Raw genomic sequence first — 15,005 nt, 5'->3', positions numbered from 1 at the left:
CACCGGAGGCATGGCGGATACTGCCCCGATCGGGCGACGTGGCGGAGGTCATGGACAACCGCCACGCCGGCCGCTCAGCCCAGCAGGCCGCCCCAACCCTGATCGACGGTCACCGCCGCGTTGCTCAGCACCCGACCGTCGGCGGCATGACGAACCAGCCGGTACTTCGCCCGGTCGTCGGCCGGCGTCCCGGCGTTGACCTGGACCACCAGGCCGCCGTCGGCGGCGATGACCGCTGCGATGGCCTGACCGTGGCCGGTCGGCTTGGTCCAGGCGCTCTCCAGCGGCGCCAGCTCGGTGGCCGCCCCGCTGGCGGCGTCGACGCGGTAGTTGCGGAACCGCCAGCCACAGCCACACTCACCTGCGTTGGGGACGTGGGTGCTGAGCACCAGGGTCCGGCCGTCGGCGGAGACAGCGGCCACTCGGTCGATGACGAGACCGCTCGGAATGCGGGGCTTGATCACGCGCCCGGTAGCGCGCTCGGTGCGGATGTCGACCGTCCGGTCGTCGAACTGGGCGACCCACCCGCCGGACACCGTCGGGCACTTCGTCTGATGGGTGGCGAGCACCTTCCGGCCGGTCCCGTCGGCGTCGATGGCGATCAACGTCCAGTCGTTCTCCGTGCCCTGGCCATACAGCACGCGCTCGGCGTCGAGCCAGCTCGGCGCGCAGGTCAGCGGGCCATCCGTCGGCACGGCGGTCTGTTTGGTGCCGTCGAAGTCGCTGATCACCAACCGGCGGGCGGACGACTCCATCCAGGAGGCTCGCCGACCGTCCGGTGAGACGGCGATCGGGCCGGCGACCGTGCCGTTGCCGGGGTTGCCGGTCCGAACGACCTGCCAGTCCCCAGCGGGGGTACGTCGCCAGATCCGAGCCGGGTCGCTCTGCTTCTTGCCCAGCTCCTGCGGGGTGTACCAGGTCAGCTGCGGCCACTGCGTCGATGTGGCAGCCGGGCGGGCGGAGGCGGCGGGCACTGCGACGGGGCTCGCGTTCGGCACGGAGCCGCCGCCACCGGCCGCCGAGGGGTCGCCGGTCGCGGTAACGGCGTTGTCGGGGGTGGTTGCCGCTTCGGCGGCGGGGGTGGTTGCCGCTTTCGGGCCGGTGGCCCCGCAGGCTGCGGCACCGAATGCCAGGAACAGCAGTGCGGCAGTGCCGACGAGTGCGCGGGAGCGGTGGGCTGGTGCGGCAGCGCGGGTCGGGTAGGTGAACGGGCCGAGGTTCATGGTGTCGCTCCTTGATGGAGTTCGTGACCGAGCAGGACACCACCCAAGACGAGCCCTTGATCCTGGTGAGTTGCCGCCTCCGGACGCCACTATCCGACAGCCGGATCCCTCCGCACCGGCAACCTTTTCGACGGATCACGCACGGTGATCAACACCGCTCCGACATTCGAGGTGGAGACGCCAAAAGGGCGGGCCACCCGAGGGTGACCCGCCCTTCACCGTGCTGGTCGGTCAGTCCACGACGGCCAGGATCCGCATATCCTTCAGGCTCGCCGGCTCGGCGACCTCGGAGATCTTCCTACCGTCCGCGTCCACCAGCAGCACTGCATGCGCGCTGCCGGCCTGGACCCGCACAACCATCGAGCCGTCGGACTGGAAGTACACCTGCCGCAGAGTTCGTCCATTCAGCGGCAACGCGACCTGTTTGCCGGTGCGGGTGTCCAGAACCTCGTTGACCCGCAGGTCGCGGGCGACGTCGGTGCCGTCATCGCCCGGCTTCGGCCGGTACTGGGCAATCCGGGTTCCGTCCGGGGCGAGGCTGGTGACGTCGTCGCAGAACCCGTCCGCGGGAGTGAAGCCGGGCACTGAGCCGCGCTTCCTGCCGTCCGTGCCGTAGAGAGTCACCCCGCCGTCTACCCGCATGGCGATGGTCTTGCCATCCGCCGACCAGAGGGCGTGACATCCCAACGCCCGCCCCGCCCACCAGGTGACCGTCTTCGTTCCGCTACGGGTGTCCAGCACTCCGTAACGGTCTGGCTCGCCGGACGGCAGAGTCTCGCGGAACAGCAGGTGTCGGCTGTCGGGCGACCAGGCAGGCGCGACACAGTCCCCGTCGACGTTCGCGCGCACCGCCTGCTTGGCGGAGCCGTCGACGTTCGCGACGTAGAGGGTGCCCCCGCCGCTGTCCGCCATGTCCACCCAGGCCACCCGCTGGCCGTCCGGTGAGATGTTCGCGTTGACCAACGCTGTGATCGTGGGCAGCGCAAGTAGACGTACGGGGCTGTCGCCGGGGCGCCAGGACCGCAGGTTCGTGGTCGTCGCGTCGGTCATCTCGGCGGGGCCGTAGAAGAGCTTTCCGATTTCCATGGTCGGCGTGTTCGTTCCGGGCCCGCCACTGGGCGGGGCGTCGTCGTCAACGGTGCTGGTGGACGGCGTCGGGCTGGGCGACTGCGTCGGCGTGGGCGTCGCGGTGATCGACGGGGTGTCCGCGGGGAGTGGGGACGGGGACTGGTTGGGGCGGATGGCGAGGGCGGTCCCGGTCGCCGCCGCGATCAGCACCAATGCGGCGGCCGACGTGGCCACCGCGCGCTGGACACCGAGACGGCGGGACGTACGCAGGGTCCGGTCCCGGAGGTCGACCACGGTGACCTCCTCGGCCAGGTCGGTCAGGTCGAGCCGAAGGCGCTGGTCGTTCATCGGGTGCTCCCTTCCAGGACGTACAGCTCGGCGAGTTCGGGCGCGACGGCGCGCAACTTGGCCAGCGACTTGGCCGTCTGGCTCTTGACGGTGCCGACCGTGACGCCGAGCAGTTCGGCAGCCTCGGCCTCGGTGCGGTCCTCGAAGAACCTCAGCACCAGCACGGCCCGCTGTTTCGGGGAGAGCTTCGCCAGCGCCGCCCGGAGAGTGAGCCGCAGGCTCGTCTGTTGCGCGTGGTCCAGGCCCGAGTCGCCTCCGCGTGGCTCCGGCAGATCGCCCGGCATCGACTCGGGTACCCGGCGTCGCCGCCACCAGGACACCTGCAGGTGGTACATGGTCTTGCGGGTGTACGCCTCGGCGTTACCACTGTGGTGCAGCCGGCTCCACGAGCGGTGAGTCCGGGCCAGGGCCGACTGGACCAGGTCCTCGGCCAGGTGCTGATCCCCGGTCAGCAGATACGCCGAGCGCAGCAGCGCCGCGGTGCGGGTACGGACGAACGAGTCGAACTCACTCAGCGATGGGTCCACACGAGCCGATCCTTCGGGTAGTGGTGCGTGAAGGGCTTGATGCCTTCCCAGACGTCGCCCCAGGCAACGTTGGTTGCCGCCCAGACCAGAGATTTTCGGCGGTCCGCAGAGACCGCCCGCAACGGACCATGGGACGAATTGGTTCGCTCGTCCGATCGGCGCGGCCCTACGCTGCACCCATGCTGCTGCGCATGTCGACCCTGTTGCTGCGAACCCTGCGCGAGGACCCGGCCGACGCGGAGGTGCCGAGCCACCGGCTCCTCCTGCGCGCCGGTTACATCCGTCGCGCCGCGCCGGGCGGCTACACCTGGCTGCCGTTGGGCAAGCTGGTGCTGGACCGGATCACCGAGGTGGTGCGTGGCGAGTTGTTCGCGATCGGTGACCAGGAGGTGCACTTCCCGGCGCTGCTGCCCGCCGACCCCTACCGGACGAGCGGCCGGTGGACGGAGTACGGCGACGACATCTTCACCCTCGCCGACCGGCGCGGCGCCGAGCACCTGTTGGCGCCCACCCACGAGGAGATGGCGGCGCTGCTGGTCAAGGACCTGTTCACCTCCTACCGGGACTTCCCGGTGACGCTCTTCCAGGTGCAGACGAAGTTCCGCGACGAGGCGCGGCCCCGCGCCGGGCTGCTGCGGGGCCGCGAGTTCCTGATGAAGGACGCGTACTCCTTCGACCTGGACGAGGCTGGGCTGCGCGACGCGTACGCACGGCATCGAGCGGCGTACCGGCGGATCTTCGACCGGTTGGGCCTGGACTACACGGTGGTGCAGGCGATGTCCGGCGCGATGGGCGGCTCCGCGTCGGAGGAGTTCCTGGCGGCGACGCCGGTCGGCGAGGACACCTTCGTCGGCTGTACCGCCTGCGACTACGCGGCCAACACCGAGGCGGTGATCACCCGGGCGCCGGTTGCCGGTGACCCCGCCGCGCAGCCGACTGCCGAGGTGCACGACACACCGGAGACTCCGACGATCGCGAGCCTGGTGGAGCTGGCCAACGTCCGCCGGCTGGGCGGTCGGGACGGCTGGACGGCCGCCGACACCCTGAAGAACGTCGTGCTGTCCGTTCGGCAGCCGGGCGCGGACCGGGCCGAGCCTCTGGTGGTCGGGCTGCCGGGCGACCGGGAGGTCGACCTGAAACGGGTCGGTGCCGCCCTGCACCCGGCCCAGGTGGCCGTCTTCGAGGAGTGGGCCGACCATCCCGAGCTGGTCCGCGGGTACATCGGGCCGCAACTGCTCGACAAGCTGGGCATCCGTTACCTGGTCGATCCCCGGGTGGTGGCCGGGTCGGCCTGGTTGACCGGGGCGAACGAGCCGGGCCGGCACGCGACCGACGTGGTGTGCGGACGGGACTTCACGCCCGACGGCACCATCGAGGCGGCCGACGTGCGCGCCGGCGACCCCTGCCCCGACTGCGACGCGGGCGAGCTGACGATCCGGCGGGGCATCGAGATCGGGCACATCTTCCAGCTCGGACGCCGGTTCACCGACGCGTTCGCGGTCGACGTGCTCGGGCCGGCCGGGAAGCCGGTCCGGCCGACCATGGGCTGCTACGGCATCGGGGTGTCCCGGGCGGTGGCGGCGGTCGCCGAGCAGCACCACGACGACCGGGGGCTGATCTGGCCGGCGGCGATCGCGCCGTGCGACGTACACCTGGTGGTTGCGGGCAAGGGCCCGCAGCTCGACGCGGCCTTGGAGCTCGGCGGGCGCCTCGACGCCGCCGGCCTGCGGGTGCTGCTCGACGACCGCACGCACGTCTCGGCCGGGGTCAAGTTCACCGACGCCGAGCTGATCGGCATTCCCCGGGCCGTCGTGGTCGGCCGCCGGCTCGCCGACGGGTACGTCGAGCTGCGTGAGCGGGCCAACGACGCGCGCACGGAGCTACCGCTGGACGGTCTGGTGGACCGGCTTGTCCACGAGGTGCGCCAGGATCGTGGAAACCTGGTGTAGCTGCCACGTCACGGGGTAGTGCAGTCGGATCGACTGGAAACGCTCGTGGAGGCTCTCATGACCGATTACCGGGTCAGTGACGTGATGACCAAGCAAGTCGTGTATCTGCCGGTGGAGACCACCCTGGACGAGGCGGCCAGGGTGATGAAGGAGGCCGACATCGGTGACGTGGTGGTCACCGACGGCGCCAGCCTCGCCGGCATGTTGACCGACCGGGACATCGTGGTGCGGGCCGTGGCGGAGAACAGCTCCCCCGCGGCCACCACCATCGGCTCGATCGTCACCCGCGAGGTGGTCATGATCGAGCAGCACTGCACGGCGGGTGAGGCGGCGGCGCTCATGCGGGACCGGGGCATCCGGCGGGTGCTGGTCTGTGACAGTGATCGCAAGCTGGTCGGCATCGTCTCGCTCGGCGACCTGGCCATGCAGCTCGACCCCACCAGCGCCCTCAGCGAGATCAGCGAGCAGTCGCCCACCGTCTGAGGAGCCCCGCACGGCGGCGGTAGCCTCGACACATGGCTGATATGCCGGCCCGACTGGCCGAGATCGTCGACGAGTTCGCCGCCGCGCCGCGCGACCTGGTGTTGGAAATGCTCCTGGAGTACGCCGACGTCATCCCGGCGCTGCCGCCGGGCGCCGCCGAGCGCGAGGGCATGGAGCAGGTCCCGGAGTGTCAGACGGCGTTCTTCCTGCGCGCCCGGGTGACCCCGGAGGGCACCGTGGAGACGCTCTTCGACTGCCCACCGGAGGCGCCCACCACCCGGGCGTTCGCCGGGATCCTCGCCGAGGGCCTGGCGGGCGCGAGCGCCGAGCAGGTGCTGGCCGTTCCGGACGACCTCTACCAGCGGATGGGTCTGGCGCAGGCGATCAGCCCGCTGCGGGTACGCGGTGGCACGGCGATCCTGGGTCGCCTCAAGCGTCAGATCCGGGAACAACTCGACTGATCGTGAGGTTGCCACCGATCATGGAGATCGAGATCTACGCGGACGTCATCTGCCCGTGGTGCTACATCGGTAAGCGTCGTCTGGATGCGGCCCTCGCCAACTACGCGGGCGAGGTGACGGTCCATTACCGGCCGTTCCAGCTCGACCCGTCACCGGTGCCCGAGCCCCTCCCACTGGTGGAGGCGCTGGCCGCCAAGTTCGGGGGCCCGGAGCGCGCCCGGCAGATGGTCGACCACGTGACCCAGGTCGCGGCGAGTGACGGCCTGCAGCTCGACTACGGCCGCGCGGTGATCGCCAACACCTTCGACGCGCACCGGCTGGTCTCCTACGCCAGTGACCACGGGCGGTCCGCCGAGATGGTGGAGGCGCTCTACCAGGCGCACTTCACCCAGGGCGTCGACGTCGGGTCCCGGGAAGCTCTGGCCACCATCGCCGGCGGGATCGGCCTGGACGCGGCCGACGCGCGCCGATTCCTCGACTCCGACGAACGCGTCGCCGACATCGCCGCCCAGTTGGCCGCCGCGCAGGGCCTGGGCATCACCAGCGTGCCGACCTTCGTCCTGGCCGGGAAGTACGCGGTCTCCGGCGCGCAGGAGACGCAGACGCTGCTCGCCGCGCTGACCGAGGTCGAGCAGCGCGAGGCAGCAGCACACTCACACTGAGTCACTGACCAAACGGCACCGGCATCGACGACCGCAATGTTTCACGTGCAACGGTATCGATGCCGGTGGCTGGTCATGCCGGCCTGGCCAGGCCTTCCACCACCTGCGCGCCGGGCAGTGCGCCCAACGCCGGCCCCGGCAGCGCGATCTTGCTGTGCCGCACACCGGACCCGATGATCACGTGCGGTGTGGCGACGACCCGCGCGTCCACCAGGATCGGCCACTGCGCCGGCAGCCCGATCGGGGTGATCCCGCCGTACTCCATGCCGGTCAACTCGACCGCGTCGGCCATCGGTGCGAAGCTCGCCTTGCGGACGTCCAGCGCCCGACGGGCCACCCCGTTCACGTCGGCCCGGGTGGTGGCCAGGACGATGCAGGCCGCGTAGCGGACGACACCCTCACGCTTGCCAGCCACCACGACACAGTTGGCCGACACGTCCAACCCCACCTCGTACGCGGCGCAGAACGCCGCGGTGTCGGCGAGCTCGGCATCGATCGGCGCGACCAGCACATCGTTGACGTCCACCGGCGCGTCGGCGGGCCACTGCGCGAGAGCTTCCGCCACCGGCGCGGCGAGCAGGTCGAGGCGAGCGCGGGCCGGTTCGGTCTTCAGCGTTCCCATCACGGGTGCGATCCTCGCATCCGCCGTCCCGGAACGCCCGGCCACTCCCGGGCCGTCCCACGACACCACCGGACCGGGCCGGTACTCAACTGCCGGCGAGGAAGGCGTTGTCGCGCATGAAGGAGCGGTCGCGGGAGGCCGCCAACTCCTCTTCGCGCTGGGCCTTGGCCCGTTGCAGCTCAAGGTCCTCCATCGCGTGCCGGACACCCAACCGGATCACGCCGTAGAGGAAGACGAAACCGAAGACGTAGAGGATCACCGTGGTGACGACAGCGAACATGGCGTCACCGTAAGACGAACGTGAACCGTTGTTGCTCTCATTTCCGCCCGGTTCCCCCGTACGTGTCGGCCAGATGGTCGGCCCAGGTGCGCACGGCCCTCACCCGGAACGCACCAGGTCCAACACGGTCAGCAGCGCGAAGAACGCGATCACGATCTCGTTGACGATCCAGGCGTGCCCCTCGGCCCATTCCCGCATCCGGGTCAGTGCCCGGGCCGCACTTCTCCCGAGCAGCAGCAACGCCAGCAGGGGCAGGGCGAGCAGCAGCACGGTGAGCAGCACGAACGGCGCCAGATGCCACCACGGCAGGTCGTGTCGTGCCACGCTCGCCCCGACTGCGGCCATGGTCAGGTCGTCGGTGGGCGTCACCACGAAGAGCAGCGCACCCAGGCGCAGCGCCTGACGCGGATCGGCGCGCTCGATGCTTCCCAGCCATCTCGGCGGCCCGGCTCGATTCCGCCGCACCCAGACCACCACGGCCAGACTGACCAGCAGCGCGAGCACCACCAGGTCGATGGCGGGACCGCGATCGACCTTGCCGGCCACGTCGCTGGCGTCGGTGGCCAGGCCGCCCACCAACCGGGTCAGCACCCAACTCACCGTCACCCCGGCACCGACCACCAGCCCGGCACCGGCCAGGAAGCCCATCGACGCCGCCCGGGGCCGGTCCGACGACGCGAGGAAGACCGCCACGACCAACTGGGTGCCGGCGACCATCACCACGGCGAGCGGCAGGATGGTCAGGAAGTTCATCGCCCGCCATCCTCCCGGCCCAGCGAGGTCAGACGCGGCCGAATCCCCGGATCACCCGCCGGGTCGCGCCCCGCCGCCCACCACGACACGGCCGGCGAGCAGCGCCCCCAGCAGTGCCAGGCCCGCGGCCACCACCAGAGTCGCCGCGTAACTGGCCGGGCCGGGCGCGCTCCCCGCAGCCAGCACGGCACCGGTCAGCGCGAGCACGGTCGCCGCGAAGAGAGAGTCGCTCAGTTGCAGCGAAGAGCTGTTGCGGCCCTGCTCACCGGGTGCGGACAACTCCAGGGTGAGCACCGACAACGACGGATACAACAACCCCATGCCGAGGCCTGCGACCGCCCAACCGACCACCGCGACGGTGACCGGCAACTCGGGCCGGACGGCCAGCGCCACCGTGGCGGTGCCGACCGTGATGCAGCTCAGCCCGGCGCGCGGCAGGCTGGCCCGGGACGCCGGCACCCGGATCCGGCCCTGCACCCAGGAGCCCACCGACCAGGCCAGCGCCCCGACCGTGAGGACCAGCCCGGCAGCGGTCGGCGAGAGGCCCCGCTCCCGGGAGAGCATCAACGGGATGACCACCTCGGCGCCGACGAACGCCGCCGACGCCAGACCGCGCAGCCCGACCACGGTGGGGAGCCCTCGGGCCGCCCGCAGAAACCCGGCCGGCAGCAGGCGCGGGGCACAGACCAGCAGGCCAACCACGGCGAGCGCGACCAGCACCAGGGCGATGCCGCCACGCTGCTGTCCCCCGATGTGCAGCAGCGCGGCGCTCGCCGCGGCCCCGCACGCCCAACCGATCCGGCTTGCCGCCCCGGCTGGCGGCCGGGTCGCCGCGCTCCGACCCAGCGACCGCAGGCCGGGATGGATCAGCAGCACCGCCGGCACGGCCACCGCGGGTACCGCGAGGAAGACCCACCGCCAGCCCAGGTGCTCGACGATCAGGCCGGCCACCGCCGGCCCGACCAGCGACGGTACGACCCACGCCGCCGCGAACGCCGCGAAGATCCGCCGGTGCAGCTCCTGCGGGTACGCCTGCCCGACGATCACGTAGAGCGCCACCGAGAGCAGTCCGGAGCCGAACCCCTGCACCACCCGCCCGACGACCAACGCACCCATCACGGGGGCCGTTCCGGCGATCAACAACCCGACCACGAACCAGGCGACGCCGTGCCACATCGGCCCCCGAGGCCCTCGGGCGTCGCACCAGATACCCGAGACCACCATGGCCAGCACGCCCGTGGCGAACGGGCCACCGAAGGCGATCCCGTACAGCGCGAGCCCGTCGAGGTTGCGGGCGACGGTCGGCATCGCCGTGCCGACCGCCAACGCCTCGAACGCGAGCAGCGAGATCAACGCGACGCTGCCCACCGTCATCGCTCGCAACCGGGGTGCGAACAGTCCCGCTGGGGCCGGTACGGCAGTGGCGACTGTGCTCGGCATGGACCGAGCATGCGACCTCAACCCTGATTCATGTCAATCGCCTGGCGACCCGACTCTCGTCAGGCGTCCTGTAGCGCCTCCCCGACCCCGCGCACCAACCCGGAAAAATGCTGGTCTGCCAGCAGGTGCCCGGCGGTGATCACAATCGCGATCGGCCACTCGATGACCTGGAGTGCGGCGAGCACCCCGAGCCCGGCGTAGTAGACAACCTTGTCCGGTGGCGGCACCGCCATCTCGCCCAGCAGTGGTATCTCCACCCGCCGGCTGTACATCTGGACGGTCTCGTGCGAACCGTTGAGGTGTCGCGTCAGCGTGCTCAATCCGGCCTCCCCATGTCCGGTGATGGTCGTCGGATTCCACAGCCCACCCCGTCTATGCGCCGGCAACGGCCGAAAGTTCCGCCGCTGGAGGGGCATAACGGACGACAGGTCGGGAAGCCAGGCCGCCGGACGTCAGCGGCGGGAGGGACGAGATGGCCAAGGTCAGGACCAGCAGCAACTGGGAGCCGGGCCAGCGTCCGTCCAGCCGTACGACTCGATGACGGCGGCGGGTCGCGCAGCCGGCCGCATCCTGCCGTCCTTCGGCGTGCCGCACCTGGTCGGCGAGGCGTCCCGGACCGTCGGCTCGGCCGCTACCCGGCTGGCCCGGACGGCCGGGCTCACGCGGCGTCGGGTCTGGTCCCGACCGGGCCGGCATCACATCGAGGTACACGGCGTCTGCCAGGACGGCGGAAACCAGCTGGCCCGTCAGGTGGAGGGCGCGCTGGAGCGCATGCCCGGGGTGGCCTGGGCCCGGGTCAACGCCCCGTCCGGCCGGGTGGTGGTTGCCGTCCAGACCCCCGAGCCGCCGCTGCGCGACCTGATTGCCACGATCAGCCGCATCGAGCGGACCTGCGACCACGAGCCCGATCCGGAGATCCCACCGCCGCACCCACCGGAGGAAGGGCCGCGCACCCCTCGCACCCTCGGCGCGCTGGCCTCGGACGCGCTGGGCCTGACCATCTCGGCGGCCACCCGGATCCTGCCGTTCGCGCCTCTGCCCGGCGAGGTGGCCGGCGTGCTCTCCGCGGTGGACCTGCAACCGAAGCTGCACGAGTTCATCGGGAAACGACTGCGCTCAGACCCACGCGCCGACATCCTCTTTCCGCTGGCCGAGGCGGTGGTGCAGGGCCTGACCGGCCGCTGGACCGGGATCGTCCTGGACGGCGCCCAACGGATCGTGCAGTGGGGTGAGGATCGGGCCCAGCTCTCCGCCTGGGAGCGGGCCGAGCCACGGCTGACCGGCGACGCCGAACGAGCCACCGCGCGGTGGCCGGTGATCGAACGTCCACGGCCGAAGCCGGACGGCCCGGTCGAGCGGTACATCAACCGTATGCTCGCTGCGGGTGCGGCCGCCGGCGCGGCCGCGATGCCGTTCGCCGGGCCGAAACGGGCCACCGCGCTGGGCCTGTCCACGTTGCCCAAGGCCCCCGGCAGCGGACGCGAGGGGTACGCCGCCCAGCTCGGCCGGATGCTGGCCCGGCGCGGAGTGATCGCGATGGACCGCAGTGTGCTGCGGGAGCTCGACCGGATCGACACGCTCGTGCTGGACGCCGCCGTGCTCGGGTCGGACCGGGGCGTGTTGGCCGATCTGGCGCCGGCGCCCGGAACTGATGTCGACCAGGTGGCGGAGCGTGCCTTCGCGTTGTTCGACCCGGACGATCCGGCCGCCTCCCGTACCGCGGACGGCTGGCAGCTCGGACCGCTGGATCAGCTGCCCGCGAGTGACCCGGGCGCCGTTCCGGACGGCGACCGGCTGCGGTCCGCTGGCGGCCAGCTACTCGGCCTCGCCCACGGCGACCGACTCGCCGCACTGCTGCGGGTCGAGCCGGAACCCGCGCCGGGCGTCGACGGCCTGCCGGCCGCCGCCCGACACGCCGGCCTGCGGCTCGTCGTTGCCGGCGGTGACGAGCAGCGGTACGGCTTCGCCGACGCGATGTTGCCCGGCGGGGACCGGCTGACCGAGTCGGTACGCGCGCTGCAGCGCGACGGCGCGGTGGTGATGCTGGTTTCCGCGGACCGGAAGGCACTGGGCGCGTCCGACTGCGGTCTCGGGTTCGCCGCGCCGGAGGAGCTGCCGCCCTGGGGGGCACATCTGCTGGTCGGCGCCGACCTGCGGGTGGTGGCCTTGGTGATCGAGGCGACCGGGGTTGCCCGGCGAACGGCTCAGCAGAACATCCGCCTGGCCATGGCGGGTACCGGTCTCGGGGCGCTGGGCGCGTTCACCGCCCCACCGACCCAGCTGCCCCACCGGTCGCTCGTCGCGGTCAACGGCGCGGCCGGGCTGGCCTTCGCGAACGGGGTCTGGCAGGCCCGCCGCCTGCACGACCAGTCGGACACCCCGGCGCCCGTGGCGACGGCCTGGCACCTGATGCCCGTCAGCACCGTGCTCGACCAGCTGCGCACCACGCCGGACGGTCTGGCCAGCGCGGAGGCGCACCACCGGCACCACAGCTCCGGAGGCAACGGCGATGCCGCACCCGGACGTGGTGGTCTGCTGCGTGCCTTCGTGGAGGAACTGTCCAACCCGCTGACCCCCGTGCTGGCCGCCGGGGCGGTGCTCTCCGCGTCGTTCGGCTCACTTGTCGACGCCGCCCTGGTCGGCAGCGTGGTTGGTGGGTCCGCCCTGATCGGGGCGGTGCACGAGCGCAACACGGAAAGGTCCCTGGCCGAGCTGTTGTCCCGTTCGGCGGTGACCGCACGGGTCCGCCGGGACAGCACCGAGCAGGTTCTCGCCGCCGAAGACCTGGTCCTCGGGGACGTCATCGCCCTTGAGCCGGGTGACTCGGTGCCCGCCGACTGCCGCGTACTCGAGTCGGTGGGGCTGGAGGCGGACGAGTCGTCCCTGACCGGCGAGTCGCTGCCGGTTGCCAAGTCCAACCGACCGGTGGTGGCCGCCGCCATCGCCGACCGCCACTCGATGTTGTACGAGGGCACCACGGTCGCCGCTGGGCACGGCACTGCCGTGGTGGTGGCCACCGGCAACGACACCGAGGCGGGACGCAGTCTGGCGCTGGTTCGGCAGGCGCCACCGACCAGTGGGGTGGAAGCCCGGCTCGGCTCGTTGACCAGCGCGGCCATCCCGTTGGCCGCCGGTTCTGCGGTGGCGGTGGCTGGCGCGGGTCTGCTTCGGGGCGTACCCCTGGCCGAAACGGCGGCGACCGCCGCGAACCTCGCCGTGGCGTCGGTGCCGGAGGGGCTGCCGTTCCTGGTCAGCGCGGCGCAGTTGGCCGCCGCCCGGCGGCTGGCCGAACACGGCGCGTTGGTCCGCAACCCGCGCACCATCGAGGCGCTGGGTCGCGTTGATGTGCTGTGCTTCGACAAGACCGGCACCCTCACCGAGGGCAAGTTGCTGCTGGCCGGGGTCGGCGACAGCGTCGGCGACCGGTACGCCCCGGTGGACCGGCTGGACGAACGCCTTCAGTTGACGCTGGCCACTGCGCTACGGGCCACCCCCGCCGCTGCCGACCCGGAGGAGTTGGCGTTGCAGACCGACCGGGCGGTCCGGCGGGGTGCCGGAGTGGCCGGGGTGGTGGAGCAGACCGGTGCCGCCGGCTGGCGGGCTGCTGGCGGGCTGCCCTTCGAGCCGTCCCGCGGCTATCACGCGAGCATCGGCGAGACCGACGGTCACCTGTTGTTGAGTGTCAAGGGTGCCCCGGAGACGGTGCTGCCGCGCTGTTCTGCCCGGCGCACCGACGGCAGTCAGGAGCCACTGGACGACGCCGGCCGCGCGGAGCTGGAGCGGATGCTCTCCGATCGGGCCGGGGCGGGTAACCGGATCCTGGCGGTCGCCGAGTGCCAGGTGGACGACCCGAAGGTGATCGACTCCGACGTCCGCGGGCTGACCTTCGTTGGCTTCCTGGCCCTCGCGGACGGGGTCCGGGCGAGCGCCGCCCCAGCGGTACGGCGGATCCGGCAGGCCGGCGTGCACACCATCATGATCACCGGCGATCATCCGGCCACCGCCGAGGCGATCGCCGCCACCATCAGTGAGAACGACGAACAGCGGGTGGTCACCGCCGGCGAGCTCGACCAACTGGACGACGAAGCCCTCGCCGAGCGGTTGGCCAACACCGACGTGGTGGCCCGCTGCACCCCGGCGCACAAGGTGCGGATCATCCAGGCGTTGCAGAAGTGCGGGCGGACCGTGGCGATGACCGGTGACGGTGCCAACGACGCCCCGGCGATCCGGCTGGCCGATGTCGGCATCGCCCTCGGCCAACGGGGCACCCCGGCCGCGCGCGCCGCAGCCGATCTGGTGGTGACCGACGACCGGTTGGAAACCATCATCGCGACCCTGGTCGAGGGGCGGGCGATGTGGGCCTCGGTGCGGCACGCGCTCAGCATCCTGGTCGGCGGCAACCTCGGCGAGATCGCGTTCAGTGTGCTGACCGCCGCGGCGACCGGCCGCTCCGCCCTCACCGGGCGGCAACTGCTGCTCGTCAACCTGCTCACCGACCTGGCACCGGCACTGGCCATCGCGGTCCGGCCGCCCGCGTCGGACCGCACCGACGGACTGCTCCGGGAGGGCCCGGACTCGGCGCTCGGGGAGTCCCTCACCCGGGAGATCGGACTGCGGGCGGCGGCAACCACGCTGGGCGCGACGGCCGGCTGGACGTTGGCCCGGTACACCGGACGCCGTCAGCGGGCCGGGACGGTCGCCCTGGTCTCTCTGGTCGGCACCCAACTCGGGCAGACCATCCTGGCCGGCGGCACCAGCCCGGCCGTGCTGGCATCGACGGCGGCGTCGCTGGGCGTGCTCGTCGTGGTGGTGCAGACGCCCGGAGTGAGCCAGTTCTTCGGCTGCACCCCACTCGGGCCCGTCGGCTGGACCATCGGGGCGGGGTCAGCGCTCGGCGCCACCTTCGCCAACGGCGCGCTCACCAAGCTGATGGAACACCTTCCGGAAGCGCGGCCGAACAACGCCGGGCGAGAAGCCGGACTGGCCGCTGGCTCTGAACGGCCATCGGCGGACAGCGGTGGAGCGAGCGGGTCCAAGGGTTGACGAGCAGCCCCGTGGCGGTGTGCCGTTGCCCCGGCCGACGGCGAACTCACCAGAGAGCGCTATACCTCTGAGTCATATCTATACCTGTGTGTCATCACGCTCACACGGAAGTTAGCCGCCCGATGCCCCCGCCTTCGGGCTACCGG

At 71.8% G+C, this 15,005-nt stretch carries 13 protein-coding genes; 5 read left to right on the top strand and 8 right to left on the bottom strand.

Annotation, left to right across the window (positions count from 1 at the left end; all coding sequences use genetic code 11):
• Positions 1 to 74: 74 nt before the first annotated feature.
• The 3 genes from HNR20_RS14440 to HNR20_RS14430 form a co-directional block, all read right to left on the bottom strand.
• Entirely contained in the window at positions 75 to 1,223 is a 1,149-nt protein-coding gene (locus HNR20_RS14440; RefSeq protein WP_184180101.1) for a hypothetical protein, read from the bottom strand.
• A 231-nt stretch (positions 1,224 to 1,454) separates the two neighbouring features.
• Positions 1,455 to 2,639 (bottom strand): hypothetical protein, encoded by a 1,185-nt coding sequence (locus tag HNR20_RS14435; protein ID WP_184180098.1) that lies wholly within the window; start codon positions 2,637 to 2,639, stop codon positions 1,455 to 1,457.
• Complete coding sequence (locus HNR20_RS14430; protein WP_184180095.1) at positions 2,636 to 3,166, bottom strand: SigE family RNA polymerase sigma factor; 531 nt, start codon at positions 3,164 to 3,166, stop codon at positions 2,636 to 2,638. Before HNR20_RS14430 ends, HNR20_RS14435 begins: the two co-directional genes overlap by 4 nt.
• A 179-nt stretch (positions 3,167 to 3,345) precedes the next feature.
• Here HNR20_RS14430 and HNR20_RS14425 point away from each other — a divergent pair, with 179 nt between their 5' ends.
• The 4 genes from HNR20_RS14425 to HNR20_RS14410 are packed head-to-tail and all read left to right on the top strand — an operon-like array spanning position 3,346 to position 6,721.
• Positions 3,346 to 5,115, top strand: a complete 1,770-nt coding sequence (locus tag HNR20_RS14425) for a proline--tRNA ligase (protein ID WP_184180092.1) — start codon at positions 3,346 to 3,348, stop codon at positions 5,113 to 5,115.
• A 57-nt stretch (positions 5,116 to 5,172) separates the two neighbouring features.
• Entirely contained in the window at positions 5,173 to 5,598 is a 426-nt protein-coding gene (locus tag HNR20_RS14420; protein WP_184180089.1) for a CBS domain-containing protein, read from the top strand.
• 32 nt (positions 5,599 to 5,630) lie between these two features.
• Complete coding sequence (locus HNR20_RS14415; protein WP_184180086.1) at positions 5,631 to 6,059, top strand: SufE family protein; 429 nt, start codon at positions 5,631 to 5,633, stop codon at positions 6,057 to 6,059.
• A gap of 20 nt (positions 6,060 to 6,079) precedes the next feature.
• Positions 6,080 to 6,721, top strand: a complete 642-nt coding sequence (locus tag HNR20_RS14410; RefSeq protein ID WP_184180083.1) for a DsbA family oxidoreductase — start codon at positions 6,080 to 6,082, stop codon at positions 6,719 to 6,721.
• Between the two features lie 73 nt (positions 6,722 to 6,794).
• On the opposite strand, the gene HNR20_RS14405 is transcribed toward HNR20_RS14410, so the two are convergent.
• The 5 genes from HNR20_RS14405 to HNR20_RS14385 all read right to left on the bottom strand — a co-directional run bounded on the left by HNR20_RS14405 (position 6,795) and on the right by HNR20_RS14385 (position 10,136).
• Positions 6,795 to 7,343 carry a YbaK/EbsC family protein gene (locus tag HNR20_RS14405; RefSeq protein ID WP_184188462.1) on the bottom strand — a complete coding sequence of 183 codons (549 nt, stop codon included), beginning with the start codon at positions 7,341 to 7,343 and terminating at the stop codon, positions 6,795 to 6,797.
• Between the two features lie 85 nt (positions 7,344 to 7,428).
• Positions 7,429 to 7,623: a hypothetical protein gene (locus tag HNR20_RS14400; RefSeq protein WP_184180081.1), complete on the bottom strand. Its 195-nt coding sequence runs from the start codon at positions 7,621 to 7,623 to the stop codon at positions 7,429 to 7,431.
• Between the two features lie 99 nt (positions 7,624 to 7,722).
• Positions 7,723 to 8,376, bottom strand: a complete 654-nt coding sequence (locus HNR20_RS14395) for a GAP family protein (RefSeq protein WP_184180078.1) — start codon at positions 8,374 to 8,376, stop codon at positions 7,723 to 7,725.
• A 51-nt stretch (positions 8,377 to 8,427) separates the two neighbouring features.
• Positions 8,428 to 9,816 carry an MFS transporter gene (locus HNR20_RS14390; RefSeq protein WP_184180075.1) on the bottom strand — a complete coding sequence of 463 codons (1,389 nt, stop codon included), beginning with the start codon at positions 9,814 to 9,816 and terminating at the stop codon, positions 8,428 to 8,430.
• A 59-nt stretch (positions 9,817 to 9,875) separates the two neighbouring features.
• Positions 9,876 to 10,136: a hypothetical protein gene (locus tag HNR20_RS14385; protein ID WP_184180071.1), complete on the bottom strand. Its 261-nt coding sequence runs from the start codon at positions 10,134 to 10,136 to the stop codon at positions 9,876 to 9,878.
• Between the two features lie 217 nt (positions 10,137 to 10,353).
• On the opposite strand from HNR20_RS14385, the gene HNR20_RS14380 reads away from it, so the two are divergent.
• Positions 10,354 to 14,859: a cation-translocating P-type ATPase gene (locus HNR20_RS14380; protein WP_184180068.1), complete on the top strand. Its 4,506-nt coding sequence runs from the start codon at positions 10,354 to 10,356 to the stop codon at positions 14,857 to 14,859.
• The last annotated feature ends 146 nt before the right edge of the window (positions 14,860 to 15,005 follow it).

Source organism: Micromonospora parathelypteridis (assembly GCF_014201145.1).
Lineage (GTDB): Bacteria > Actinomycetota > Actinomycetes > Mycobacteriales > Micromonosporaceae > Micromonospora > Micromonospora parathelypteridis.
Note: the sequence above shows the minus strand (reverse complement) of the source record. Positions and strands in the feature narration are given on the sequence as shown.

Coding starts and splice junctions, on each gene's coding strand:
- HNR20_RS14440 (WP_184180101.1), bottom strand. CDS start 1,223: ATGAACCTCGGCCCGTTCACCTACCCGACCCGCGCTGCCGCACCAGCC.
- HNR20_RS14435 (WP_184180098.1), bottom strand. CDS start 2,639: ATGAACGACCAGCGCCTTCGGCTCGACCTGACCGACCTGGCCGAGGAG.
- HNR20_RS14425 (WP_184180092.1), top strand. CDS start 3,346: ATGCTGCTGCGCATGTCGACCCTGTTGCTGCGAACCCTGCGCGAGGAC.
- HNR20_RS14420 (WP_184180089.1), top strand. CDS start 5,173: ATGACCGATTACCGGGTCAGTGACGTGATGACCAAGCAAGTCGTGTAT.
- HNR20_RS14415 (WP_184180086.1), top strand. CDS start 5,631: ATGGCTGATATGCCGGCCCGACTGGCCGAGATCGTCGACGAGTTCGCC.
- HNR20_RS14410 (WP_184180083.1), top strand. CDS start 6,080: ATGGAGATCGAGATCTACGCGGACGTCATCTGCCCGTGGTGCTACATC.
- HNR20_RS14405 (WP_184188462.1), bottom strand. CDS start 7,343: ATGGGAACGCTGAAGACCGAACCGGCCCGCGCTCGCCTCGACCTGCTC.
- HNR20_RS14400 (WP_184180081.1), bottom strand. CDS start 7,623: ATGTTCGCTGTCGTCACCACGGTGATCCTCTACGTCTTCGGTTTCGTC.
- HNR20_RS14395 (WP_184180078.1), bottom strand. CDS start 8,376: ATGAACTTCCTGACCATCCTGCCGCTCGCCGTGGTGATGGTCGCCGGC.
- HNR20_RS14390 (WP_184180075.1), bottom strand. CDS start 9,816: ATGCCGAGCACAGTCGCCACTGCCGTACCGGCCCCAGCGGGACTGTTC.
- HNR20_RS14380 (WP_184180068.1), top strand. CDS start 10,354: ATGACGGCGGCGGGTCGCGCAGCCGGCCGCATCCTGCCGTCCTTCGGC.